This is a genomic window from Variovorax sp. Varisp85, assembly GCF_047304045.1.
Classification (GTDB): Bacteria; Pseudomonadota; Gammaproteobacteria; order Burkholderiales; family Burkholderiaceae_C; genus Variovorax.
The window spans coordinates 63,855-87,148 of the sequence record NZ_JBGLYN010000007.1 but is presented as its reverse complement, the minus strand read 5'-3'; the positions used below and the strand labels follow the sequence as shown (position 1 = coordinate 87,148).

The 23,294-nt window shown below is 68.1% G+C and carries 22 protein-coding genes; 14 read left to right on the top strand and 8 right to left on the bottom strand.

Features of this window, described 5'->3' with window-relative positions; genetic code table 11:
• Positions 1 to 10 precede the first annotated feature (10 nt).
• The 8 genes from ACCC97_RS05025 to ACCC97_RS04990 are packed head-to-tail and all read left to right on the top strand — an operon-like array spanning position 11 to position 8,940.
• Entirely contained in the window at positions 11 to 1,087 is a 1,077-nt protein-coding gene (locus ACCC97_RS05025) for a glycosyltransferase (RefSeq protein WP_007832132.1), read from the top strand.
• Between the two features lie 20 nt (positions 1,088 to 1,107).
• Positions 1,108 to 2,037: a hypothetical protein gene (locus tag ACCC97_RS05020; protein WP_413331759.1), complete on the top strand. Its 930-nt coding sequence runs from the start codon at positions 1,108 to 1,110 to the stop codon at positions 2,035 to 2,037.
• A gap of 45 nt (positions 2,038 to 2,082) precedes the next feature.
• The gene (locus tag ACCC97_RS05015) at positions 2,083 to 3,021 is read left to right on the top strand and encodes a hypothetical protein (RefSeq protein ID WP_413331758.1); all 939 of its coding nucleotides are present in this window, start codon (positions 2,083 to 2,085) and stop codon (positions 3,019 to 3,021) included.
• A gap of 13 nt (positions 3,022 to 3,034) precedes the next feature.
• Positions 3,035 to 4,294, top strand: a complete 1,260-nt coding sequence (locus ACCC97_RS05010; protein WP_413331757.1) for a polysaccharide biosynthesis protein — start codon at positions 3,035 to 3,037, stop codon at positions 4,292 to 4,294.
• A complete protein-coding gene (locus ACCC97_RS05005; RefSeq protein ID WP_413331756.1) occupies positions 4,291 to 5,538 on the top strand; it encodes a glycosyltransferase WbuB in 1,248 nt (415 codons plus the stop codon). Before ACCC97_RS05010 ends, ACCC97_RS05005 begins: the two co-directional genes overlap by 4 nt.
• A gap of 30 nt (positions 5,539 to 5,568) precedes the next feature.
• The gene (gene galE / locus ACCC97_RS05000; RefSeq protein WP_413331755.1) at positions 5,569 to 6,645 is read left to right on the top strand and encodes a UDP-glucose 4-epimerase GalE; all 1,077 of its coding nucleotides are present in this window, start codon (positions 5,569 to 5,571) and stop codon (positions 6,643 to 6,645) included.
• A complete protein-coding gene (locus tag ACCC97_RS04995) occupies positions 6,638 to 7,414 on the top strand; it encodes a LuxR C-terminal-related transcriptional regulator (protein WP_007832138.1) in 777 nt (258 codons plus the stop codon). The genes galE and ACCC97_RS04995 overlap by 8 nt, the downstream gene beginning before the upstream one ends.
• Before the next feature lie 44 nt (positions 7,415 to 7,458).
• Positions 7,459 to 8,940 carry a mannose-1-phosphate guanylyltransferase/mannose-6-phosphate isomerase gene (locus tag ACCC97_RS04990; protein ID WP_413331754.1) on the top strand — a complete coding sequence of 494 codons (1,482 nt, stop codon included), beginning with the start codon at positions 7,459 to 7,461 and terminating at the stop codon, positions 8,938 to 8,940.
• Positions 8,941 to 8,967: 27 nt separating this feature from the next.
• Here ACCC97_RS04990 and ACCC97_RS04985 read toward each other — a convergent pair whose 3' ends face one another.
• Positions 8,968 to 9,570: a DJ-1/PfpI family protein gene (locus ACCC97_RS04985; protein WP_413331753.1), complete on the bottom strand. Its 603-nt coding sequence runs from the start codon at positions 9,568 to 9,570 to the stop codon at positions 8,968 to 8,970.
• A 95-nt stretch (positions 9,571 to 9,665) separates the two neighbouring features.
• Here ACCC97_RS04985 and ACCC97_RS04980 point away from each other — a divergent pair, with 95 nt between their 5' ends.
• From ACCC97_RS04980 to ACCC97_RS04970, 3 genes are all read left to right on the top strand, one after another.
• Entirely contained in the window at positions 9,666 to 11,000 is a 1,335-nt protein-coding gene (locus tag ACCC97_RS04980) for a PLP-dependent aminotransferase family protein (protein WP_413331752.1), read from the top strand.
• Between the two features lie 113 nt (positions 11,001 to 11,113).
• Positions 11,114 to 11,404, top strand: coding sequence for a DUF1330 domain-containing protein (locus tag ACCC97_RS04975; protein WP_413331751.1), 291 nt, complete (start codon positions 11,114 to 11,116; stop codon positions 11,402 to 11,404).
• A 53-nt stretch (positions 11,405 to 11,457) separates the two neighbouring features.
• Complete coding sequence (locus ACCC97_RS04970) at positions 11,458 to 11,805, top strand: GFA family protein (protein WP_413311811.1); 348 nt, start codon at positions 11,458 to 11,460, stop codon at positions 11,803 to 11,805.
• Between the two features lie 297 nt (positions 11,806 to 12,102).
• On the opposite strand, the gene ACCC97_RS04965 is transcribed toward ACCC97_RS04970, so the two are convergent.
• A complete protein-coding gene (locus ACCC97_RS04965) occupies positions 12,103 to 13,236 on the bottom strand; it encodes a DSD1 family PLP-dependent enzyme (RefSeq protein ID WP_413331750.1) in 1,134 nt (377 codons plus the stop codon).
• Between the two features lie 72 nt (positions 13,237 to 13,308).
• On the opposite strand from ACCC97_RS04965, the gene ACCC97_RS04960 reads away from it, so the two are divergent.
• Complete coding sequence (locus tag ACCC97_RS04960; RefSeq protein WP_413331749.1) at positions 13,309 to 14,253, top strand: LysR family transcriptional regulator; 945 nt, start codon at positions 13,309 to 13,311, stop codon at positions 14,251 to 14,253.
• 95 nt (positions 14,254 to 14,348) lie between these two features.
• Positions 14,349 to 14,555 carry a dodecin gene (locus ACCC97_RS04955; protein ID WP_413331748.1) on the top strand — a complete coding sequence of 69 codons (207 nt, stop codon included), beginning with the start codon at positions 14,349 to 14,351 and terminating at the stop codon, positions 14,553 to 14,555.
• 22 nt (positions 14,556 to 14,577) lie between these two features.
• On the opposite strand, the gene ACCC97_RS04950 is transcribed toward ACCC97_RS04955, so the two are convergent.
• Positions 14,578 to 15,072, bottom strand: a complete 495-nt coding sequence (locus ACCC97_RS04950) for a low molecular weight phosphatase family protein (protein ID WP_007832150.1) — start codon at positions 15,070 to 15,072, stop codon at positions 14,578 to 14,580.
• 85 nt (positions 15,073 to 15,157) lie between these two features.
• On the opposite strand from ACCC97_RS04950, the gene ACCC97_RS04945 reads away from it, so the two are divergent.
• Complete coding sequence (locus ACCC97_RS04945; RefSeq protein WP_413331747.1) at positions 15,158 to 17,857, top strand: GNAT family N-acetyltransferase; 2,700 nt, start codon at positions 15,158 to 15,160, stop codon at positions 17,855 to 17,857.
• A gap of 137 nt (positions 17,858 to 17,994) precedes the next feature.
• On the opposite strand, the gene ACCC97_RS04940 is transcribed toward ACCC97_RS04945, so the two are convergent.
• Genes ACCC97_RS04940 through ACCC97_RS04920 form a run of 5 tightly spaced genes read right to left on the bottom strand, consistent with a single transcriptional unit; the run spans position 17,995 to position 23,279 of the window.
• Positions 17,995 to 19,002, bottom strand: a complete 1,008-nt coding sequence (locus ACCC97_RS04940) for an LLM class flavin-dependent oxidoreductase (protein ID WP_413331746.1) — start codon at positions 19,000 to 19,002, stop codon at positions 17,995 to 17,997.
• Positions 18,999 to 19,943 (bottom strand): ABC transporter substrate-binding protein, encoded by a 945-nt coding sequence (locus ACCC97_RS04935; protein ID WP_007832163.1) that lies wholly within the window; start codon positions 19,941 to 19,943, stop codon positions 18,999 to 19,001. The genes ACCC97_RS04940 and ACCC97_RS04935 overlap by 4 nt, the downstream gene beginning before the upstream one ends.
• A gap of 9 nt (positions 19,944 to 19,952) precedes the next feature.
• A complete protein-coding gene (locus ACCC97_RS04930) occupies positions 19,953 to 20,870 on the bottom strand; it encodes an ABC transporter substrate-binding protein (RefSeq protein ID WP_413311795.1) in 918 nt (305 codons plus the stop codon).
• Between the two features lie 37 nt (positions 20,871 to 20,907).
• Positions 20,908 to 22,743: an amino acid ABC transporter permease/ATP-binding protein gene (locus tag ACCC97_RS04925; RefSeq protein ID WP_413331744.1), complete on the bottom strand. Its 1,836-nt coding sequence runs from the start codon at positions 22,741 to 22,743 to the stop codon at positions 20,908 to 20,910.
• On the bottom strand, positions 22,740 to 23,279 hold the full coding sequence (locus ACCC97_RS04920) for a GNAT family N-acetyltransferase (RefSeq protein WP_413331743.1): 540 nt from the start codon (positions 23,277 to 23,279) through the stop codon (positions 22,740 to 22,742). Before ACCC97_RS04920 ends, ACCC97_RS04925 begins: the two co-directional genes overlap by 4 nt.
• Positions 23,280 to 23,294 lie beyond the last annotated feature (15 nt).

Below are 23,294 nucleotides of genomic sequence, written 5' to 3'. Positions count from 1 at the left end.
GGGCATCGCCATGGCCATCTACCTCTACTACGACACCGTGCGGCTCAACAAGGCGGCCGGCGGCGTGCTCAATGTGTCCGAGGTGCTGCTTCGCCACATGCGGCTGTCGCAGGACGACCGGGTCGAGCCGGTGAGCGAGCGGCATCCGCGCCTGTTCGCCCTGGCGCAGCGCCTGAAGATCAACCGCTTCATCCTCGACACGCTGCTCTACAACTTCCACTGCCTGCGCACGCTGTTGACGGGCGAGCGGCTGTACTCGTTCTTTCCCAACTACTTCCTGCCGGTCACGCTTTTCGGGCGGCACCGCCATTCGATCGTCATCGTCCACGACCTGCAGTACAAGGCCTACCCGCAGTACTTCAAGCGCAGCAAGCGCCTCTTCCTGGACTGGAGCCTGTGGCGCGCGGCACGCAGCGCGGCGGACGTGGTCTTCATCAGTCGCAGCAGCCAGCGCGACTTCGAGCGCCACTTCGGCCGCTGCGAGCATTCGACAGTCATCTTCAACCCGGTGGACGCGCCCCGGGTCGCCGCGACGCCCGCCGCGACACCGAACGAGCGCTACCTCATCGCCGCCTACCACTACTACCCGCACAAGAACTTCGGCGGCATCCTCACGCTGTTCGAGCGCATGCGGCGCGCCGGCCTCGTCGACTACCTCGACATCACCGGCAACGGCGCGGCCGAGGTCGAGCGCATGGTGGCCGCGCTGGCGCCCGAGGTGCGCGGCTTCGTGCGGCACCGGGGGCTGGTGTCGCGCGACGAACTGCTGCGGCTCTACCAGGGCGCCACCGCTTTCATCTCGCTGTCCACCTTCGAGGGCTTCAACCTCTCGGCGGCCGAAGCGGCGACGCTGGGCGTGCCGCTGCTGCTGTCGGACATTCCGGTGCACCGCGAGTTGTTCGAGGGCTACGGCTTCTTCGTGGGGAGCGCTTCCAGCGACCCCTTCCGGCTCGCCAAGCACCTCGCCCACCACGAACGCACGCATCCGGTATGGGCGCATGCCGCCGCCTGCGCGCCCGCCACCATCGCGGGCCGCTACCTGATGCTCAAGCGCGGCACGCTGTCGCTCGCCAGGGCCATGCCATGACGAAGCGGCCGCTCCGCGCCATGCGATTTCTCGCGGCGCTGCTGTCGTTCCAGCTGGCGGCACTGCCGCTGGCCGGCCGTGCGCAGCCTGCGGGCGGCCCGGTGCCGGGCTTCGGCGTGATGGTGCATTACCTGCCCGACAAGCAGTCGATCAGCGAGATCGGGCGCTTCGACGTCGAAGCCTTCGCGTCGGCTCTGGCGGACATGCGTGCCTCGCACCTGATCCTGACGCTCGGGCAGAACAACGGCCAGTACATCGCGCCCAATGCCGCGCTCGAAGCGCTCTGCCCGGCCAGCGCAGGCAACCGTTCGCCGCGCGACCTGCCGATGGAAATCGGCCAGGCGCTTCGCAGCCGCGGCATTGCGCTGATCCTCTACCTGCCGTTCCGCGCGCCGCAGGGCGACCGCGCGCTGATGGAATGCCTGGGCGACGTGTCCGAACAGGAGCCGCCGCCCGCGCGCTTCATCGCCGCCTGGTCGAGCGTGATCCGCGACTGGTCGGAACGCTACGGCTCGCTCGTGAGCGGCTGGTGGTTCGACGGCACCTACAACACGAAGGGCATCACGCCGGCCGGCTGGGAGCTGCTGTGCAGCGCAGCCCGCGCGGGCGGGGGCAACCGCTGGCTGGCCTTCAACGCGGGGGAAGGCGCGGAGCACTTCAGCGCGAAATCGGCGCCCTGCCAGAACCTGATGGCCGGCGAGTACATGCAGCCGCCCGCGCGTCTCTCGGCCCCGCCGTCGGAGCTGGCGCTCCACGTGCTCACGCCGCTGAGTGCCTCGTGGGGCCGCGAGGCGCCGGCGCGCTTCTCGGCCACGCAGCTGCGCAACTGGATCTCGGAAGCGGCCGCCGCGCGCGGCCTCTTCACGCTGGACATGCCCATCGATGCCACCGGCCGTTTTCTTCCCGCGCATGTCGCGCTGATGAGGAGCGTCACGGCGCGCACCCCCTGAATTCAACGAGTGCTGTCACGTCCCCTCACCCCTCAAACAAGAGCCATGAATCCATCCTTGCCCTTCATCGTCGTGGAAGACCGCCAGAACAAGACCCTCGCGCTGTGCCGCGAATCGGCCGCGCTGGCCGGCGAGCCGCTTTTCGTGCTCTCAAGCACCGACGCCGGCCCGGCCTACGAACGCTTCTGCCGGTCGTATCTGCATCTGTCGAGCAACTCGCCCGAGTTCGAGAAGATCTGCTTCCGGCGCTACTTTCTTCTAGCGCAGTTTCTGGAATCCAACCCGGAGGTGCGCGAGTTCACGCTGATCGACAGCGACGTGCTGCTCTTCCAGGGGGCCGGGCCGCATGTCGCCCGGCTCGCGGGCAAGGCCGATTTCTCGGGTTCCTGCATGCAGACCTCGGACGGCTGGAACCACTGCCAGATCTCGCCGCACGTGAGCTACTGGACCGCGAACGGCCTGCGCCGCTTCGTGGCCTACGTGCTCGACTGCTACGCCACCCCGTCGGGCCGCAGGAAGCTGCGCGAGATTGCCGCGCGCTTTGCCGCGCGGGGCGTGCGCGGCGGCGTGTCGGACATGACACTGCTCTACCTCTGGGCCCACGCCACGGGCAACGACGCGCCCATCAACCGCGTGCTCAACGGCACCGTCATCGACCACAACATCAACGGCATGCACAACCAGCTGCAGCGGGAGTTCAAGGTCCTGGGCGGCGCCAAGCGCATCGCGTACCGCGAGGGCAAGGCCTGGCTGACGAGCACCACCGGCGACATGACGCACGTGGTGGCGCTGCACTTCCAGGGCAGCGCCAAGATGGCCATGCCCTACGCACTGCGCGGCCACACGTACGCCGTGGCGGTCGTGACCTTCGTGCTGCAGATGGCACGCCGCGCCAGGAACAATGCGTTCCGGGCCGCGGCGTTCGCGCGCCGGGTCTTCGACCCGCGCCGCGCGCCCCGCGCCTCGGCCAGCAAGCAACCGTGAACCGGCCTGCGCCATGAAGCACTTCAGCCCGCAACTCGCACTGCCCGGCGCCCGCATGGCCTGGCTTTCGGGCGTGGGCGCGCTGGCTTCGCGGCTGTATGTGTACCTGTCGGGTTTCCTGGCCATCTTCCTGATGGCGGCGAGCATTTCCCCGGCGCGCTTCGGCGAGTACTCCATCTACCAGTCGGTCATGGAAGTGGCGCTGGTGGTGGGCACGCTGGGCAGCTCGCTGCTGTTCTCGCGCAATGCGGCCACCGTACCGCCGGGCGTCACGCGCGGCGACGTGGTGCGCACGCTGGCCATCGGGCTGCCGCTGGCCGCGATGCTGGCGACCGTGATCCTCACGGTGCAGCACATGCCGGTGGGCGACGCGCCCTTCCTGCTCGTGATTGCCACGCTGGCGGTCTTCGCGTTCAACAGCCTGCGCCTCTCGTTCAGCCGCGGCCTCGGCCACGCAGGGCTGCTCAACCTGGAGACCGGCATCCGCTCGACCATCCTGGTCGCCGGCGTGGGCCTCTGCGTGGCGGTGCGCTTCGAGCTGGGCGTGGCACACCTGCTGCTCATCAACCTGTTCGCCGTGGTGGTGGTTTGCCTGGCCATCGGCCTGCCGGGCAGCGGCGCGGCGCCACCGGCCGGGCGGGCTGCGCTCGGGCTGGCGTCGCAGGCCGGCGCAACGATGTACTCGCTGCTCATGTTCCTGCTGCGCAAATCGGACCTGCTCATCGTGGCGTACTTCATGCCGCTCGGCTACGTGGGGGCCTTCAAGATCGCCTTCCTGCTGGCCGAGGCGCCGTCGCAGTTCGTGCAGGCTTTTCTCGTGACGAAGACACCCGCGATGCTGGAGACGGATGCGCACAACTTCTCCGCGGAAAAGCTGCGCCTCGCGAAGTATTCCTTCCTGCTGGGCTGCGGGCTCTTCGTCGGGCTGGCCGCCCTCATCTCGGTGGCTGCGCCGCTGCTCAAGCTGGGCAACGAGGCGCGCTCCATCTTCCTGTGCATTGCGCCGTACTTCCTGCTGCGCACCTACACGATCCATCACGAAATGGTGCTCTCGCTGAAGACCTCGATGGGGTCGCTCGGCCGGTGGGCGCTGCTGGAGGTTGCCCTGCGGCTGGCGTCCTACGTCGCGGTGGCGGCGATGTTTCCGGGCAAGCCGCACTACGTGTTCTTCATCGCCTGTGCGACCGACCTCGCGCTGTACGAAACACGCATGCGCCTGCATTTCGGCTTCTTCCCCCTGCTGCGCCTGCTGGCGCGGAGGCAGGCATCGTGAAGATCCTCCTCTACTCGATGAACTTCGCGCCCGAGCTGGCCGGCATCGGCAAGTACTCGGGCGAGATGGCTGAGTGGCTGCACGCCCGCGGACACGAGGTGCGGGTGATTGCGTCGCCGCCCTTCTTTCCGCAATGGTCGGTGTTCGAGGGCCACTCGGCGTGGAGCTGGCGCAAGACTGGCTGGAACGGTGTCACGGTCTGGCGCGCGCCCACCTGGGTACCGTCGAAGCCCCGTGCGCTGGGGCGCATCGGGCACCTGCTGTCCTTCACGCTGTCGAGCATTCCGTCGCTGCTGGCGCAACTGCGCTGGAAGCCCGACGTGGTGTTCGTCGTGGAACCGCCCATTTCCTGCACGCCGGCCGCCCTGTGCTTTGCGAAGCTGCTCGGCATCCGGTCGTGGCTGCACATCCAGGACTACGAGGTGGACGCGGCATTCGGCCTGGGCTGGATACGCGGCGAACGGGTGCGGCGCTTCGCGCTGGCGGCCGAGTGCTGGCTGATGCAGCGGTTCGACCGGGTGTCGAGCATCTCTTCAGCGATGTGCACCAAAGCCCTGGAAAAAGGCGTGGACGAGGCCCAACTGGTGCTGTTTCCGAACTGGGTCGACGTGGAGGCCATCCAGCCTGTCGCAAGGCCGGCGGTGGCCGAAGGCGTGCCGCCGCAGGGCTATCGGGCCGAGCTGAACATTCCGGCCGACGCAGTGGTGGTGCTCTATGCGGGCAGCCTCGGCAGCAAGCAGGGCATCGAGCTGCTGGCCGAGGCGGCGCGCCTGCTGGTCTGCTCGCACGGCATCCACTTCGTGTTCTGCGGCAACGGACCGAGCCGCGCTTCGCTGATGGACGCCTGCGTCCGGCTGGCCAACACGCATTTTCTCGACCTGCAGCCGGCCGAGCGATTCAACGAACTGCTGGGCATGGCCGACATCCACGTGCTGCCCCAGCGCGCCGATGCCGCGGACCTCGTCATGCCGTCGAAGCTCGGCGGCATGTTCGCGAGCGGCCGCGCCGTGATCGTCACCGCGCACGCCGGCACCGCGCTCAGCGAGGCCGTGTGGGGCCGCGGCGTGGTGGTCGAGCCTGGCGACGCGGCAGCGCTGGCCGATGCCATCGAACAGCTCTCCATGTCGCCCGCGACGCGCGATCTGCTGGGCTCGGCCGGCCGCCGCTTCGCGGAGGAAGAGCTGGACCGCGACACCATCCTGCTGCGCCTCGAAGAGGAACTGCAGCGCTGCATCGCGCGCTGACGAAACGCGCCGCACACCAGGACCACGACCATGCGCGCACCCAGAATTCTCGTGACCGGCGGCGCCGGATTCATCGGCAGCCACACCTGCGTGGCGCTGATCGCGGCGGGCTACCTGCCGGTGGTGCTCGACACGCTCGTCAACAGCGACGCGCGTTCGCTGCAGCGGGTGGCGTGCATCACGGGCGTCGAGCCCGTCCTCGTGTGCGGCGACGTGCGCGACGCGGTGGCGCTCGACCGGGTGTTCGCGGCGTACGACGTCGCAGCGGTGGTGCATCTCGCCGGCCTGAAGGCGGTCGGCGAATCGATGGCCGACCCGGTGAGCTACTACGACGTCAACCTCGCCGGCACGCTGGCGCTGGTGCAGGCCATGGACCGGACCGGCGTGCGCACGCTGGTGTTTTCCTCGTCGGCGACGGTGTACGGCGACTCGCAGCCCTCGCCGATCGTGGAAAGCGCGCCGTACGCTGCGGTGAACCCCTACGGCCGCACCAAGGCAATGGTGGAAAGCATGCTGGCCGACCTGGCTCGGGCCGATGCGCGCTGGAGCATCGCCTGCCTGCGCTACTTCAACCCCATCGGCGCGCACGAAAGCGGACTGCTCGGCGAGCGGCCGCACGGGCCGCCCAACAACCTGATGCCCTACATCGCGCAGGTCGCGGCCGGCCAGCGCGAATGGCTCGTGGTGCATGGCGCCGACTACGACACCGTCGACGGCACCGGCGTGCGCGACTACGTGCACGTGATGGACGTGGCCCGCCGGCCCGGCATTCTCATGGCCAATCTCGGCACCGGCCGCGGCGCATCGGTGCTGGAGGTGGTGTCGGCCTTCGAGCGCGCGAGCGGCCGCCGCATCGCGCTGCGCATCGGGCCGCGCCGACCAGGAGACGCACCCGCCTACTGGGCCGATGCGCGCGGCGCCTGGCAGGCCTTCGGCTGGCGCGCGCGCCGCGACCTCGACCAGATGTGCGCGGACAGCTGGCGCTGGCAGGCCGCGAATCCGCATGGTTTCGACGACCCGGCACCGGCCCATGCCTCGGGCCTGCCGCGCTTCCAGGACAACACCAGCACGAGCATCAACTCCAAACCGGGACACAGCCATGCCTGAAAACGCATCCTCATCTCCTGGCGAGCAGGCCGCTGGCCGCTCGGGGTATCCACCGGGTGTCTGCGCGCCCGCCGCGCCGCTATGGCCCGGCTTCCTGAGGGGGCAGGAAAACGCGCCGGTGCGCGTGCTGCTCGTCGACGACGACGAGTTCATGCGCCGGGTCATCGCGCAGGAACTGCTGTCGGACTTGCGCATCCAGCTCGAAGGCCAGGCCGGCAGCCTGCGCGACGGCCGCCGGCTGCTGGTCACGCACGAGTTCGACGTGTTGATGGTCGACCTGCGGCTGGGCGACGGCAGCGGCTTCGAGCTGATCCAGGAGGCCCGCGAGCTCCACCGCGCGGGAGAGATCATCGTGATTTCCGCGATGGAGGACGAGGCGCACGTGCTGCATGCCTTCGAACTGGGCGCCACCGGCTACCTGCTGAAGGACGCTTGGCTGCAGAGCTTTTCCCAGGCCGTGCTGCAGGTGGTCAACGGTGGCGCGGCCATCACGCCGCGGCTGGCGCGGCGGCTGCTCTCGCGACTGATCCATCGGCCCGGCAACATGCCGCCGTCGGTGGAGCCGCCCGCACGCGAGGCGACGCTGACGGCCCGCGAGTGCGAGATCCTGCGCTGCGTGGCGCGCGGCCACGTCACCGACGAGATCGGCACCAAGCTCGGCATCTCGGGCCAGACCGTCAACGCGCACATCAAGAACATCTACAAGAAACTGCACGTGCATTCGCGTGCGCAGGCCGTGAGCTACGCGGCGTACTCAGGGCTGATCTGAAGCCCTCTTCCCACTCTCTCAAAAAGAAACGCAGGCAGGCCATCATGAAAACCCCTCTCATCCATCCCGTGGTTCTGTGCGGCGGCAGCGGCACGCGGCTGTGGCCGCTGTCGCGCAAGGCGCTGCCCAAGCAGTTCGCGCCGCTGGTCGGCGGCAAGAGCCTGCTGCACCTCACGCTCGAACGACTGTCGGTGCTGAACCGCGACATCACCTGCATCACGTCGGAAGACCATCGCTTCCTGGTGAAGGAAACGCTGGAGAACGCCAATGCCACGGGCCGGCAGATCCTGGAGCCGGTGGCGCGCAACACCGCCGCGGCCATGGCCTCGGCCGCGCTGTTGGCCGATCCCGGCGACCTGCTGCTGTTCGCGCCGGCCGACCACCACATTCCAGACACCGCGCTGTTCGCCCGCACCGTGCGCACCGGCGTCAAGGCAGCACTGGCCGGCAAGATCGTCACCTTCGGCGTGGTGCCGAGTTTTCCGAGCACCGCCTACGGCTACATCGAGGCCGGCGAGCCCTCGGCCGACGGGCGCAGCCAGGCCGTCGCGCGCTTTGTGGAAAAGCCGACGGCGGCGGTGGCCGAAACACTGATCCTGCACGGCGGCTACAGCTGGAACGCGGGCATCTTCCTCGTGCAGGCGCGCACGCTGGTCGCGGCGCTGCGCGAGCACGCGCCCGACATCCTCCTGGCCTGCGAACATGCCACCGCCGCGGTGGCTGCCGACGGCAGCTTTCTGCGGCTGGAGCCCGTTGCCTTCGAGGGCTGCCGCGCCGACAGCATCGACTACGCCGTGCTCGAAAAGCACAAGGACATCGCGGTCGTGAAATTCGAAGGCGCCTGGAGCGACGTCGGCAGCTGGAACGCGGTTGCCAGCCTGCATCCGGCGGACGATGCGGGCAACCGCCTGAGCGGCAAGGCCAGCGCGCTGAATTCGCGCAACACCTTCATCCACGCGCCGCACCGGCCGGTGGTGGCGCTGGGCACCGAAGACCTGATCATCGTGGACACGCCCGACGCCGTGCTGGTGGCCGGCGTGGGCTGCGCCGAGCAGGTGGCTGACGTCGTGCGCAAGCTCGTGCGGGAAGGCTGCGCCGAGGCCACCCAGCACCGCCGCGTGGTGCGGCCCTGGGGCGCGTACGACAGCATCGATCTGGGCGAGCGCTTCCAGGTCAAGCGCCTGACCGTCAAGCCCGGCGGCAAGCTGTCGCTGCAGATGCACCACCACCGCGCGGAGCACTGGATCGTCGTGCAGGGCACGGCGCGGGCCACCTGCAACGGCGAAGTCACGCTGGTGCGAGAGAACGAATCGATCTACCTGCCCTCGGGAGCGATCCACCGGCTGGAGAACCCGGGCAAGACCGTGCTCGAGGTGATCGAGGTGCAGACCGGCGGCTACCTGGGCGAGGACGACATTGTGCGCTTCGACGACACCTACGGCCGCTGCGGGCCGGCCAGGATATTGGCGGACGCGTCGGCCGGATCGGGCGCGACCGCGGTGCTGCAGGCGCCCGTGGACCACTGAATTTCTGCGTTCAGCCGAATCCGAATGTCATCGGGGCAGGTACGGCGTGATGTTCTTCAGCGCATTGGCAACGTAGGCTTCCTTCTCGCCCACGGGGGCGACGTAGTGAAGCGCCGCGGTGGCGGCTTCGAGCCCCTCGGTGCGGGCGATGATCCAGCCGGCCAGATAGGGAGAAGCAAGGCAGCCGCCCGCGGTGGCGACATTGCCGCGCGCATAAAAGGGCTGGTTCAGCACTTCCACCCCCGCCTCCTGCACCCACGGCTTGGTGGTCAGGTCGGTGCAGGCCGGCACGCTGCCCACGAGGCCCAGCTTTGCCAGGATCAACGTGCCCGAGCACTGGGCCGCGATCAGCTGGCGCGCCGGATCGAGCGCGAGGCGCCCCATCAGCTCGGGACTGGCGACGACATCGCGCGTCCGCATGCCGCTGCCGACGACGACCGCATCCGCATGGCGCACGTCTTCGAGCAGGGACTGCGCACGAACAGTCACGCCGTTCATCGACGTGACTTCCGCCGTCGGGCAGCACAGGCTCACGCGCCAGTCCGGTTTCTTGATCCGGTTGAGGACGCCGAGCGCGATGAGCGAATCAAGTTCATTGAAGCCGTCGAAGGTAAGGATCGCGATGTGCATGGTGTCCGTGGAGTTCGTGCGTTGGAAGAAGGGGCGCGCCCATCGTAGGAGAGACGATCAATACAATCAAAAAATTGTCATGGATACATCCCGCGATGGCCGAAGCCCGCTACAAGCAACTGGTCGATCAACTCGCTGCCGAGATCCGCGCGGGGCGCCTGCAGCCCGGCACCCGCCTGCCCACGCACCGGCGGCTGGCCGAACGCCACGGGCTGGCGCTGGTCACTGCATCGCGCGTCTATGCGGAGCTCGAGGCCATGGGGCTGGTCAGCGGCGAGGTCGGCCGCGGCACCTTCGTGCGCGAGACCGTGCGGCCTCGCGGACCGGGTATCGACCAGCAGGCCGTGGCCGCGGGCCTGGTGGACCTGAACTTCAACTACCCCTCGCTGCCCGGACAGGCCGAGCTGCTGCGCGGCGCATTGCGCCAGCTTGCCGCCGGCGGCGAACTGGAAGCGATGCTGCGCTATGCGCCCCATGGCGGCCGGATGCACGAACGCGCCCGCGTTGCGCGGCACCTCGAGTCGCGCGGGCTGGCGGCCGAACCGTCGAGGGTGCTGATCGTCGACGGCGCGCAGCACGGGTTGGCAGTGACGGTCATGGCGCTGCTGCAGCCGGGCGACGTGATCGCGGTCGATGCCCTCACCTACCCGGGCTTCAAGGTGCTCGCCGAGGCGCAGCGGCTGGAGCTGGCACCCATTCCGGCATCCGGCCAGGGACCCGACCTTGACGCGCTGGAGCGCCTGTGCACGCAGCGCCGCGTGCGGGCCGTCTACACCATGCCGACCTTGCACAACCCGCTCGGCTGGGTGATGAGTGCGAGCCGGCGCCGCCGCCTGGCCGCCATCGCGCGGCGGCACGGCCTGCTCGTCATCGAAGACGCGGCCTACGCCTTTCTGGCCGACGACCCGCCTCCCCCGCTGGCGACGCTGGCACCGGAGACGACGGTGTACGTCTCGGGCTTGTCCAAGAGCGTGGCGACCGGGCTGCGCGTGGGCTTCGTCGTGGCCCCGGAAGCCTGGGTGCCGAAGATCGAACGGTCGATCCGGGCCACGACCTGGTGCAACCCCGGCGTGACCACGGCAATCGCCTGCGCGTGGCTGGAGGACGGCACCGTCGGCCGGCTCGAATCCGAGAAACGGCACGACGCCGCGACGCGGCAGGCCATTGCCGGCGACGCGCTCGCCGGGCTGCGCTGCGTGCGCCACCCGGCGTCGTACTTCGTCTGGCTGCCCTTGCCGGAAGAAACGCGCGCCGACCGCGTCGCGGCGGCGCTGATGCGCGATGGCGTGTCGGTGTCGACGGCGGAGCCTTTTGCCGCCTCGCAGCACGTGCCGCATGCGCTGCGGCTGGCGCTCGGCTCCGTCGGGTTGGACAGCCTGCGCAGTGCATTGCGGACGGTGCGCCGGGTGATTGCGGAACAGTCCTTCTGAGAGTGCCTGCAGAGGCGACACAGCCGTTTCATCGGGGGTGTCCATGCCGGCGAGTGGTGGCGAGGAGCCATCGCAAGCTATATTGCCTGCTCCCCAACCTGAGAGAAATCACCATGGCAAAAGCCTACTGGGTCAGTGCATACCGTGCCATCAAGGACGCCGACAAACTTGCGGCCTACGCAAAGCTGGCCGGCCCGGCAATCACCGCCGGTGGCGGACGCTTTCTGGCGCGAGGGCTGCCGGCCCAGGTCTACGAATTCGGACTGGCCCAGCGCACCGTGTTGGTCGAATTCGACAGCATCGATCATGCAAGATCCGTTCATGACAGCCCCGACTACCAAGCGGCGCTGGCTGCACTGTGCGACGGTGCCGAACGGGATCTGCGGATCATCGAAGGGGTGTGAGCAATCCCCGGCAAGGCGGGCGCGGAATGCGCGAATTTTCTTCTGGAGGACCGATGAACTACCAAGGCAGCTGTCACTGTGGCCGGATCGCTTTCGAAGTCGAGGGCGACATCCAAGGGGCAATGGCATGCAACTGCTCGATGTGCCAGCGCAAGGGGTCGTTGTTGTGGTTCGTGCCGCACGACCGGCTCAGGCTGAAGACGCCAGCCGAGGACATGAGCAACTACATGTTCAACAAGCACGTGATCTCGCATCGCTTCTGCCCGGTCTGCGGCATCCATCCCTTCGGCGAAGGCACCGATCCCAAGGGCAACAAGATGGCGGCCATCAACATCCGCTGCCTCGAGGGCATCGACCTTGAGGCGGTGCCGGTACAGCATTTCGACGGACGTTCGAAGTAAACCCGGCCCCTTGCTGCAACTCCGTCAAAGCCATTCGCACTCACAACAGGAACGAGGGATGGAAAGGGTGCAATCTCGGTGAGCAGAGCGGAACTGGGCGACGTTGCGCGTCCTTTCCGAGGTGTTGCACTTCACTTGGTCAGACGGCTGGGGGGTTTCCGCACCCCAGCCGTCGCCTTTTTGCCTCGCGTTCGCATCGATGCATGCGCACCGATGACCCGCTGCGAGGCGCAGCGATCGTTCATCCAGGCGGTGAGCGGAGGTGATGCCTTCCTTGCCCGCTCCGCAACGCCCGCGTCACCAACCGTGGAACCGTCCCCAGGTCTTCAGCGCGCCCTCTTCCGACAGCGCGTGATATTCGGGAAACTGGGCGCCCGTCGCGCAGGCGTGGTTCGGCAGAATGCGCAGCCGCGTGCCGACGGGAAAGCGCGCCGCGATGTCCGCGTCCGGCGTGCCTTCGCGCGAGAGGATGCCGTGCTCCTGGTTGGCACCGCTGAGCACGTAGCCATCCAGCACCTTGCCGTCGATACCGCAGACCTGCCCGTAGCCGAAGTCGCGCTTCTGCTTCTGCGTGCCGCGGTCGCGGCTCATGGCCATCCAGCCCGCGTCGACGATGGCCCAGCCCTTCTCGGCCTGGTGGCCGATCACCGTGGTGAGCACGCTCAAGGCAATGTCGGCCTCGGTGCACACGCCGATGTTGCGCATCACGAGGTCGAAGAACACGTACACGCCGGCCCGCACCTCGGTCACGCCATCGAGCGCCTGGGCCATCAGCGCCGTGGGCGTGGAGCCGACGCTGACCACGGGACATGGCAGGCCCGCGCCGCGCAGACGCTGTGCGGCGCGCACGCAGCCCGAGCGCTCCTGTTCGGCCATCGCCCTCAGGGCTTCTGGCGTGTCCAGCTCGTAGCTGGAGCCGGCATGGGTCATCACGCCGCCAAGGCGCATGCCGCCGTCGTGCAGCGCGTGTGCCACGTCGAGCAGCGCGTCTTCCTCGGGGCGGATGCCGCTGCGGTGGCCGTCGGTGTCGACCTCGATCAGCACGTCGAACACTTCGCCGTTCGCGCGGCCGAACGCGGCAATCGCCCGCGCCGATTCCACGCTGTCGGTGATGATGCCGAGCGCACAGCCTCGCCGGCGCAGGTCCAGCGCATACGGCAGCCGGTGCGGCGCCATGCCGACGGCATAGAGGATGTCGGTGAAGCCCCCGGCGAGGAACTGCTCGGCCTCCTTCAGCGTGGAAACGGTGATGCCCTGCGCGCCCGCGCCGCACTGCGCCTTGGCAACGTCGATGCATTTGCTGGTCTTCACGTGCGGGCGAAAGCGCACGCCGAGTTCGTTCATGCGCTGCTGCATGCGCGCGATGTTGTGCTGCATGCGCGCCTGTTCGATGAGGGCGGCGGGTGTGTCGATGGTGGAAAGGGTACTCATGGCCACCGACTGTACGTTTCAAGGCCGAGCCTGTGCTTCAATGCACTGTCATCAATCGTTAAGCAGAAGTTAATGATCCAGATCGAGGACATGCAGCTCGCCGCCGCCCTTTTGCGCGAACCCTCACTGAGCGCCGCGGCCCGCGCGCTCGACGTGACGCCGCCCGCGCTGTCGATGCGGCTGCGCAAGCTCGAAGCCGCGTTGGGCCTGTCGCTCGCCACCCGCACCGCACGGCGGCTGAGCCTCACGCCAGAAGGCGAACGCTTCGCGCGCGAGGCCGCCGCGCTGCTCGGGCAGATCGAGGGCCTGCGCGAATCGATGCAGCGCGACGACCGGCGGCTCACCGGCGCGCTGCGCATCGCCGCGCCCTTCGGCTACGGCCGGCAGTACATCGCGCCAATGCTGGCGCGCTTCGCCCGGCTGCATCCGGGGCTGCGCGTGCAGCTCGACCTGCGCGAAACCCCGTGGCCCGACCGGCACGACGCCGACGCGGTGATCCACATCGGCACGGTGCGCGATTCTTCATGGGTGGCGCGCACGCTGAGCGCCAACGAGCGCTGGCTGTGCGCGAGCCCGGACTACCTGCGCCTGCACGGCGTGCCGCGTGCACCGCGCGATGTGCTGGCGCACGGCTGCATCTGCATCCGGGAGAACGACGAAGACGTGACGCTGTGGCACGTGCGTCCGGCCAAAGGCGCAGCGGGGTCATCGGGCAAGCGGTCGGCCGCGCGGGAAACGCTGCGCATCTCGCCCGCCTACGTCACCAACGATGGCGGCGTGGCCCGGCAATGGGCCGAGCAAGGCATGGGCCTCGTGCTGCGTTCCGAATGGGACGCAGCCGACGCCGTCGCGCGCGGCACGCTGGTGCGCGTGCTGGCCGACTGGCAGTTCGACAGTGCACCGGTCACGCTGCTGGTACCGAGCCGCAAGGGCCGCACGGCGCGCGTGCAGGCCGTCGTCGGGTTCCTGGTCGAGAGCTTCGGGGCTGCGGGAAAGCAGCTGGGCGCATATCGATAGCCGGATTCGTCCACTGCCGCCCGCAACAGGACTACGATGTTTTGCGGCCGCCTTGCCGCCGCTGTCCAACCAACAACCTGAAGGAGACCGATCCCATGTCCAACCATGTCTACAAATCGCTCGAACTGACGGGCTCCTCGCCGACGAGCATCGAAGATGCCGTGCAGGTGGCCATCGCCAAGGCGCACGAGACGGTGCGCAACATCCAGTGGTTCACCGTGACCGAGACACGTGGGCATGTGGTCGACGGCAAGGTGGCGCACTGGCAGGTGACGCTGAAGATCGGCTTCACGCTGGAGTGAAGCGAACGGGCGCGCAGGCCCGCTAGCGCAAGTACCCCAGGTCCCGCAGGTCGGAGCGCACGGCCGAGCGATCCACCCCTTGTATCGGCAGGCTCACGAGCAGTTCCAGCCGGCGGCGCAGCGAGAACAGCATCTGGATCGCGTCGTGCGCGATCTTGTCGAGGTCGCTGCCATCGGCCACGTCCGGGTAGGCCCACAACGCCGCGTCGGGCTGGCCGGGCCATGGCGGCTGGCGGGATTCGGTGGTCGCATCCAGCGTGATGACGAAGTCTGCCGCCGCTGCATTCGCGCGCACCAGTTCGTCCCAGCTGCGCGGCGGCCGCAGCGGCACGGGGATGCTCGTGCTCTTCAATGCGGCGACGGCTGCGGGATGGAACTCGCGGGCGACCTGCCCGGGTTGACCGCAGGAAGATGCCGAGAACCGCTTCGGGTCCAGGTGCGCGAGGCACGCTTCGGCCAGGATGCTGCGTAATGAATTTCGTCGCGAGACGAAGATCACGCCGATACGTTTTTGCATGGAACCTTGACTATAGCCAAGCGCGCTGAATCCGTCCTGACCACCGCACTGCACAACGGCCGGCGAACGGTGCAGACTTGGGGGCATGGACAAGCATTTCCTGAACCCGCTTTTCGCGCCCGCCTCCATCGTGGCCTTCGTCGGCCACGCCGACGATCCGGGCGGCCAGACTCCGGCGGGCCACACGCTGCGCGAGGCCTTTCGCACCGACCGCTTCGACGGCACATTGCGCTTTCTGGACGTGCGCACCAAGGGCACGCTCGAAGAGTTGGCCCAGACCCACGCCGACCTCGCACTGATCGCGCTGGCGCCGCGCGACGTGGCGGCCGCGCTTGAAATCGCAGGGCGCATCGGCTGCACGGCGGCAGCGGTTCTTTCGAGCGGCATCGGCGCGGACCAGGCGGCTCAGTGGCGCAAGATCGCGCAGCGCGAAGGGGTGCATCTGCTGGGGCCGAACTCGCTCGGTTTCCAGCGGCCGCTGCTGCATCTGAATGCGAGTGCGGCCGGTCCGCTGGCCAAGCCGGGGCCGCTCGCACTGGTGTCGCAATCGGGTGCGCTCACGGCCTCGATGCTCGACTGGGCGCGGCAGAACGGCGTCGGTTTTTCCAGCGTGGTGTCGCTGGGCCCGCACACCTCGGTCGACATTCCGCAGGTGCTCGACTTCCTCGCCAACGACCAGGCCACGCACAGCATCATCGTGTACCTCGAAGGTATTGCCGACGCGCGCCGCTTCATGAGCGCGCTGCGTTCGGCCTCGCATGCGAAGCCGGTGGTGGTGCTCAAGGCCGGCCGCAAGCCCGCGGGCAACGAGGCCGCGCAGACACACAGCGCGGCCATCGTGGGCAGCGACGACGTGTTCGATTCCGCTTTGCGCCGCGCGGGCGCCGTGCGCGTGCGTTCCTTCGTCGAACTGTTCTCGGCCGCCAAGTGCCTGGCCTCGCGCTACCGCCCCGTGGGCAAGCGGCTTGCGGTGGTCACCAACGGCGGCGGCCCCGGTGTGCTGGCGGCCGACTGGATCAACGAGATCGGGCTCGACCTGGGCAAGCTCTCCGCACCCGCGCAGAAAGTGCTGCAGCCCGCCCTGCCCCCGCTCGCCTCGCTGGCCGACCTGATCGACCTTTCTGAAGAGGCCCTGCCCGCACACTACCGCGCCGCCATCGACGCAGCCTCGGCCGACAGCCAGGTCGACGGCGTGCTCGCCATCTTCTCGCCCAAGGCCGGCGCCGATGCGGCCGCCACCGCAAAAGCGCTGGCGGACATTCCGCGGCCGATGAACAAGCCGCTGCTGGCCTGCTGGATGGGCGACTCTTCCGTCGGCAAGGCGCGCTCGGTGCTGGCCGAGGCAACCATCCCGAGCTTTCGCACGCCAGAGGCCGCGGTGGGCGCCTTCGGCAACATCGCGGCCTTCTACCAGAACCAGCAGTTGCTGCAGCAGACGCCGCCGCCGCTGTCGGCGCTGGCCAAGCCCGACATCGAGGGCGCGCGCCTGCTGATCGAAAGCGTGCTGGCCGAGCGGCGCCGTGTGTTGACGGAGATGGAATCGAAGTCGCTGCTGTCGTCCTTCCACATTCCGATCACGCGCACGATGCTCGCGCGCAGCGCCAGCGAGGCGATGATGATCGCGACGCAGCTTGGCTTTCCGGTGGCGCTGAAGATCGATTCGCCCGACATCCCCCACAAGTCGGACGTCGAGGGCGTCGCGCTCAACGTGATGAACGGCACCGGCGCGCGCGACACCTACATCGAGATGATGGAGCGCGTGGCCCGCCTCGCGCCCGAGGCGCGCATCAACGGCGTGACCGTGCAGAAGATGGTGCGGGCGCGGCGCGGCCGCGAGATCTACGTGGGCATGGTGACCGACGAGCCCTTCGGCCCGGTCATCGTCTTCGGTGCGGGAGGCACCATGATCGAGCTGCTGAACGACCGCGCGATGGAGCTGCCGCCGCTCAACCAGTTTCTCGCGCACCGGCTCATCGAGCGCTCGCGCGTGGCGCAGACGCTGGGTGAATGGCGCGGCGCGAGTGCCGTGAACATGGAAGCGATCGAAGACGTGCTGCTGCGCGTGTCTGAAATGGTGTGCGAGCTGCCCGAGCTGCGCGAGATGGATATCAACCCGATCATCGTGGACGAGTCGGGCGCGGTGTCCGTCGATGCGCGCATCGTGATCGGCAGCAGCACGCAGGCGGCGGCGGGCCACCTGGGCAACGGCTACCAGCACCTGGCGATCATGCCGTACCCCGCGCGCTACCGGCGCGAGTGGCCCCTGCCGGGCACCGGCGGCGGCACCTACATCGTGCGGCCGGTACACCCCAACGACGCCCAGATGCTGCAGGCGCTGGTGCAGGGCCTGTCGCCCGAGAGCCGCTGGTTCCGCTTCGTCTCGCGCTTCCACGAACTGCCGCCGTCGATGCTGTCGCGCTTCACGCTGATCGACTACGACCGCGAGATGGCGCTGGTGGCGGTGATGCTGGAGCGCAGCGTGTCGCCCGAAGGCACCGTGCTCGAGAGCGAGCACATCGTGGGGGTGTCGCGCTACGTCACCAACCCCGACCAGACCAGCTGCGAGTTCTCGCTGGTGGTGGCCGACGAGTTCAGCGGCAAGGGCATCGGCTCGCGGCTGATGGAAAGCATCATCGACGTGGCGCGCGACAAGGGCCTTGCGGAAATCGACGGGCTGGTGCTGGCCAACAACCCCGACATGCTGAAGCTGGTGCGGCGGCTGGGCTTCACGGTGAGGCCCTTCCCCGAGGACCCGGACTTCAAGCTCGTGACTTACATGCTGTAGGGCTCGCCTTCTCTTGAAAAAAAACGGGCCGAAGGCCCGTTGAAAAGTCGCCCGTCGAATTGCAGAAAGCGCAACCCGACTCCAACTCACCTCGAACTCAATGCCTCAGGGTCTCCCCTCTCTCTCCATCCTCCAGTTCAAAGCGCCCGCCAACCGAGTTCCGGCGCGATGCGGCCAGACAAGTCGGTCAGGATCTGTTCGTATTCCGCACCGCTGAAGTTGTAGGGCAGCTCCACACGCAATTCGCTCACATGCGGCAGCACCGGGTCGTGCCGCAGGCGCTCCAGGATTTCGTCGGAGGTACCCACGAGGTCGCCCGCGAACAGCGTGCGCCGCTCGCCCTGCGGCGTCAGCGTGCGTTCGACGCGGCCGGCCGCAAACTCGCGGTAGCGCTTGCGCGTGGCGGCATCGGCGCCATCGAGCGGCACGATCACGCGGCCCAGCGCCACCCTGCCCCTGCGCCCATCCGCTTCGCTGGCGCGATAGCGCTCGACGAGGCCCAGCTGCGCCTGCAAAAAGTCGTCGGTGGTCTCGCCCGACAGCACATTGCCCAGCAGCAGGTTGAACGCATTGCGTCCCGCCCACTCGACCGAGCGCAGCGAACCGCCGCCGTACCAGAGCCGGTCGGTCAAGCCCTGTGGGTACGGTTGAATGCGCGGCCGCACGCGACCGCCGGCCGACTCGACAAAAGTCTGCTCATCGCCAAGCAGCGTGTCCTCCAGGTTGGCCTTGAGCCGCCCGACGCGCTTGTGCGTGAAGTCGACGGTGTTCGGCGCCGCGTCGTAGAAGCGGTTGCCCAAGAGCGCGCCATGCTGCGGCGCGCCCGCGCTCAGGCCCACCTGCAGCCGGCCGCGCGAGAGCACGTCGACCGTGGCGAGGTCTTCGGCAAGCCGGAACGGATTCTCGTAGCCCATCTGGATCACTGCCGCGCCCAGCTCGATGCGACGCGCACGCTGCGTTGCGGCGGCCAGGAAGGTCGCGGCCGACGACACGCCGCGCTCCAGGTGCCGCTGCCGCACCCATGCACCGTTGAAGCCGAGCTTCTCGCCGAATTCGAAGAGCTTCAGCGCGGCTTCGAGTCCGGTGTGCGGATCGCCCTCGGCGTAGTTGCCGGGCGTGAGGAATGCAAGATGGCGGATGCTCATGGCGCGAACTTCGGCAAACCGGGCGGGTTGGTCTCCGACTTCGGCAAGGCTTCTTCCACGAGGCTCCAGCGCGCCAGGGCCTTGGCGTAGGTGCCGTTGCGGATCAGGCCATTGGCCGCGGTGGTCAGCGCCACCGCGAGGCCGCTGCCCTTGCGCGTGGCAATGGCCACGTCCGACTTCAGCGGCCAGCCCGCGTTGACCGTTCCGACCAACCGGATCTGCCCGTTCTTCGCAGCCTCATAGGCCTGCGGCGCATTCGGATTGAAGTTGGCATCGACCCGCTTGGTGACCACCGCCAGCGTGCGCGTCACATCATCGTCGTAGTACTGGATCTCGACGGGCTTCAAACCCGCCGCAACGTTCTGCCGGTTCCACTCGAGCAGGATGCGCTCCTGGTTGGTGCCGGCGCCGGTCGTCAGCTTGAGGCCCGCCACGTCCTTCGGCTCCTTGATCGACTTGATCGCGCTGTCGGTGCGCACATAGAAGCCATGCAGGCCGAGGCGGTAGGTCGAGAAGTCGAACTTCTCCTTGCGCTGCTCGGTCACGCCCACGTTGGAGATCACCGCGTCGTACTTACCCGAGCTCAGGCCCAGCGGCCAGTCGGCCCAGGCGATGGGCTGCAGGTCGAGCTTCAGGCCCAGCGCATCGGCGATGAGCAGCGCGAAGTCGGCGTCGAAGCCGACGACCGTCCTCGCGTCGGTGGCGTAGGTCGAGATGGGTGGGGCGAACGGCGCAATGGCGACGGTCAGCACGCCTTCCTTCACGAATCTGAAGCTCGGTGGAATGGCATTGACGGCTTCCGCGTCCTTGCCGGCGCGCAGACGGCTGCGCTGTTCGGGGCTGAAGTCGAACTTGTCGGCAGCCTGCACCGCGCCGGCAACCAGCGCGAGTGCGACGAAGCTGCGGGCGATCCAGGCGCCCGGTGCGTACTTGAAAGTCATGCCCGTCGCTCAGTTCTTCGGCAGGCCTGGCGGATTGGTGCGCGAGGCCTCGATGGCTTCGGAATTCAGATTCCAGCGCGAAAGCGCCTTGGCGTAGTTGCCGTTCCTGATCTGCGCGTTCAGTGCGAGCGTGATGGCGTCCGCAATGCCCGAGCCCTTGCGTGAAGTGACTGCAATCTCGGCGTTCTGCGGCCAGCCGCCGGAGAACACACCCGCGAGCTTCGTCTTGCCGTCGCGCGCCTCATAGGCCGCGATGGCGTTCGGGCCCACGTACGCATCGGCGCGGCCCGACTGGATCGCCAGCCGCTGCACCACATCGTCGTCGTAGTACTGGATCTCGACCGGCTTCAGCCCGGCCGCCACGTTCTGCTTGTTCCAGCGCAGCAGGATCTGCTCCTGGTTGGTGCTGGCCGACACGATCACCTTCAGACCCGCAATGTCCTTCGGCTCCTTGATGGCGCCAAGCTTGCTGTCGGACTTCACGTAGATGCCGATCTGGTCGTTGCGGTAAGTGGAGAAGTCGAACTTCTCCTTGCGCTCTTCGGTCACTGTCACGTTGGACACCACCACGTCGAACTTGCCCGACTGCAGGCCCAGCGGCCAATCGGCCCAGGCGGTGGACACCAGCTCCAGCTTGCGGCCGAGGCTGTCGGCCACCAGCTGGGCGATGTCGGGGGCGTTGCCCACGGGCGTCTTCGTGTCGGTCGCATAGGCCGCGAACGGCAGGCGGCCGGTGGTCGTGCCGACGACGAGCACGCCCTCCTTCTGGAACTTGAAGTCCTTCGCGAGCTTGACGGCCTCGTCGAGCTTCTGCGCGCGCGGCCGGCCGGCCTGCTCGGGGCTCAGGTCGGCGGCGGGTTGCGCCAGGGCAGCCAGGGGCAGCAACGTCGCCAGAAGAGCGGACAGGATGTTTCGTCGATGGGTCATGAAGAGCGATGCAGTAGAGAAAGAAAAGGATGAGGAATCAAAGAACCTTGGCCAGGAACTCAGCCGTGCGCGGATGCTCCGGCGCGTTGAACACCTTGTCGGGCGTGCCGGTTTCGAGAATGCGGCCGCGCTCCATGAAGACGATGGTGTCGGCCACCTCGCGCGCAAAACCGATCTCGTGCGTCACGATGACCAGCGTGGTGCCCGAGCGCGCCAGCTCCTTGATGACGGCCAGCACCTCGCCCACAAGCTCGGGGTCGAGCGCCGAGGTGGGCTCGTCGAACAGCAGCACCTTGGGCTTGACCGCGAGCGCGCGCGCGATGGCCACGCGCTGCTGCTGGCCGCCGGAAAGCTGGCGCGGATAGGCATGCGTCTTGTCGCCCAGGCCCACGCGCCCCAGCAGCTCGGAGGCCAGTGCCTCGGCTTCGGCGCGCGGCAGGCCGCGCACCGACACCGGCGCCTCGACGATGTTCTCCAGCACCGTGAGGTGCGGGAACAGGTTGAAGTTCTGGAACACCATGCCCACGTCAACGCGGCGCTTGAGGATTTCCTTCTCGTGCAGCTCGTAGAGCGTGTCCGCGTCGCGGCGGTAGCCGATGAGTTCGCCGTCGATGGCAATGAAGCCGTCGTCCACGCGCTCCAGGTGATTGATGACGCGCAGCAGCGTCGACTTGCCCGAGCCCGACTGGCCGAGGATGACCGTCACGCTGCCCTGACCCACGGTGAGCGTCACGTCGTCGAGTACCTTGAGCGTGCCGAAGCTCTTCGAAACGCCGTGGATCGTGACCTCGCCGCCCCGCGTGAGCGGATCGGTCCAGCGCGGCACCTGCGCGGGGGCGTCGGCGGCGACCGGCGCTCCGGTCACGGGTGCCACGGTCGGCGCCTTCGATCGCCACAGGCCACGCACCACGCCACCGAGCCACGAACGCGGCGGATGGCGCAGCGCGCCGCGCGAAAAATACCGCTCGATGTAGTGCTGCGCCACCGACAGCACCGTGAGGATGATGAGGTACCACACCGTCGCCACCATCAGCAGCGGAATCACTTCGAGGTTGCGCCGGTAGATGATCTGGATCGTGTAGAACAGCTCGGGCAGCGCCAGGATGTAGAGGTTCGACGTGCCCTTGGCCAGCCCGATGATGTCGTTGAAGGCCGTCGGCAAGATCGTGCGCATCGCCTGCGGCAGCACGATACGCAGCGACTGCCTTCCGCGCGACAGCCCCAGTGCAGCCGCCGCTTCGAGCTGCCCCTGCTCCACCGAAAGGATGCCGCCGCGCACGATCTCCGAGGCAAAGGCCGCCTGGTTCAGCGTGAGGCCCACCAGTGCCGCCACGAACGGGCTGATCAGCTGCGTGGTCGGGTACGAGAAGAAGGTGACGTCGGTGCCCGGAATGCCCAGCGCTACGGTCTCGTAGAGGTAGCCGAGGTTGTTGATGATCAGCAGCAGCACGATCACCGGAATCGACCGGAAGATCCACGTGAACACCCATGACAGCCGCGCCAGCAGCGGCGAGCGGGAGACGCGTGCCAGCGCCAGCCCGGTGCCGAAAAAGAAGCCGAGCAACGCGCCCAGCGCCGTCAGCAGCAGCGTGCGGCCCAGCCCTTCGAGCACCGGCTGCGCAAAGAACCATTCGGCGAACACGCCCCAGCCCCAGCGCGGGTTGGTGAGCGTCGAATGCAGCACGATGCCGATGACCGCCACGGCAAAGATGGTGCCGGCCGTGCGGGCCGGGTACTTCGCCGGCACGACGCGGAAGTGCGAGTAGTCGCCCTTGGCGGGTGCTGGCGCTGCTGCCGCGCGCGGCGGTTGAGGCACGCGAACGGGCGCGGGGCTGCGCGGCTCGCTGCCGGCGTCGAGGACGGTCGTGTTCATCGCTGTACCGCCTCGGCTCGTTGCGCGGCCGGACGGCCGTGATGGCGCCCCGTGTCCAGGTGCTTCTCGAAAGGCAGCTTGCGCGGCGTTTCGGGGTCGATGGGCGGATCGAACAGCGCCGTGTAGCCATGGCCGAGGTACAGGCCCACGGCCTCGGGCTGGCGAAAGCCCGTCGTCAGGTAGATGCGCTCATAGCCCTGCCGCAGCACCTGCGCCTCCAGCTCGGCAAGCACCTTGCTGGCCAAACCCTGCCGCCGCAGGTCTGCATGCGTCCACACGCGCTTGAGTTCCGCCGTGCGCTCGTCATGGCGCATGAAGGCGCCACCGCCGATGGCGATGCCGTCCCGCAGCAGCAGCACGAAGTTGCCGCCGTGCGACGGCGCAAACACCTCGGCCGGATAGCGGTCTATCTCGCGCGGCGCGCCGGGCTCGCGCAGCACGTCGCCATAGCGGCTGTCGTACTCAAACGAAAGGCCTTCGAGCAACGGCTTTGCGCGCGGGTCGAGCGGCGTGGTGTAGAGGAAGTGTTCGTTCATGCGGTTCGTCTCCGT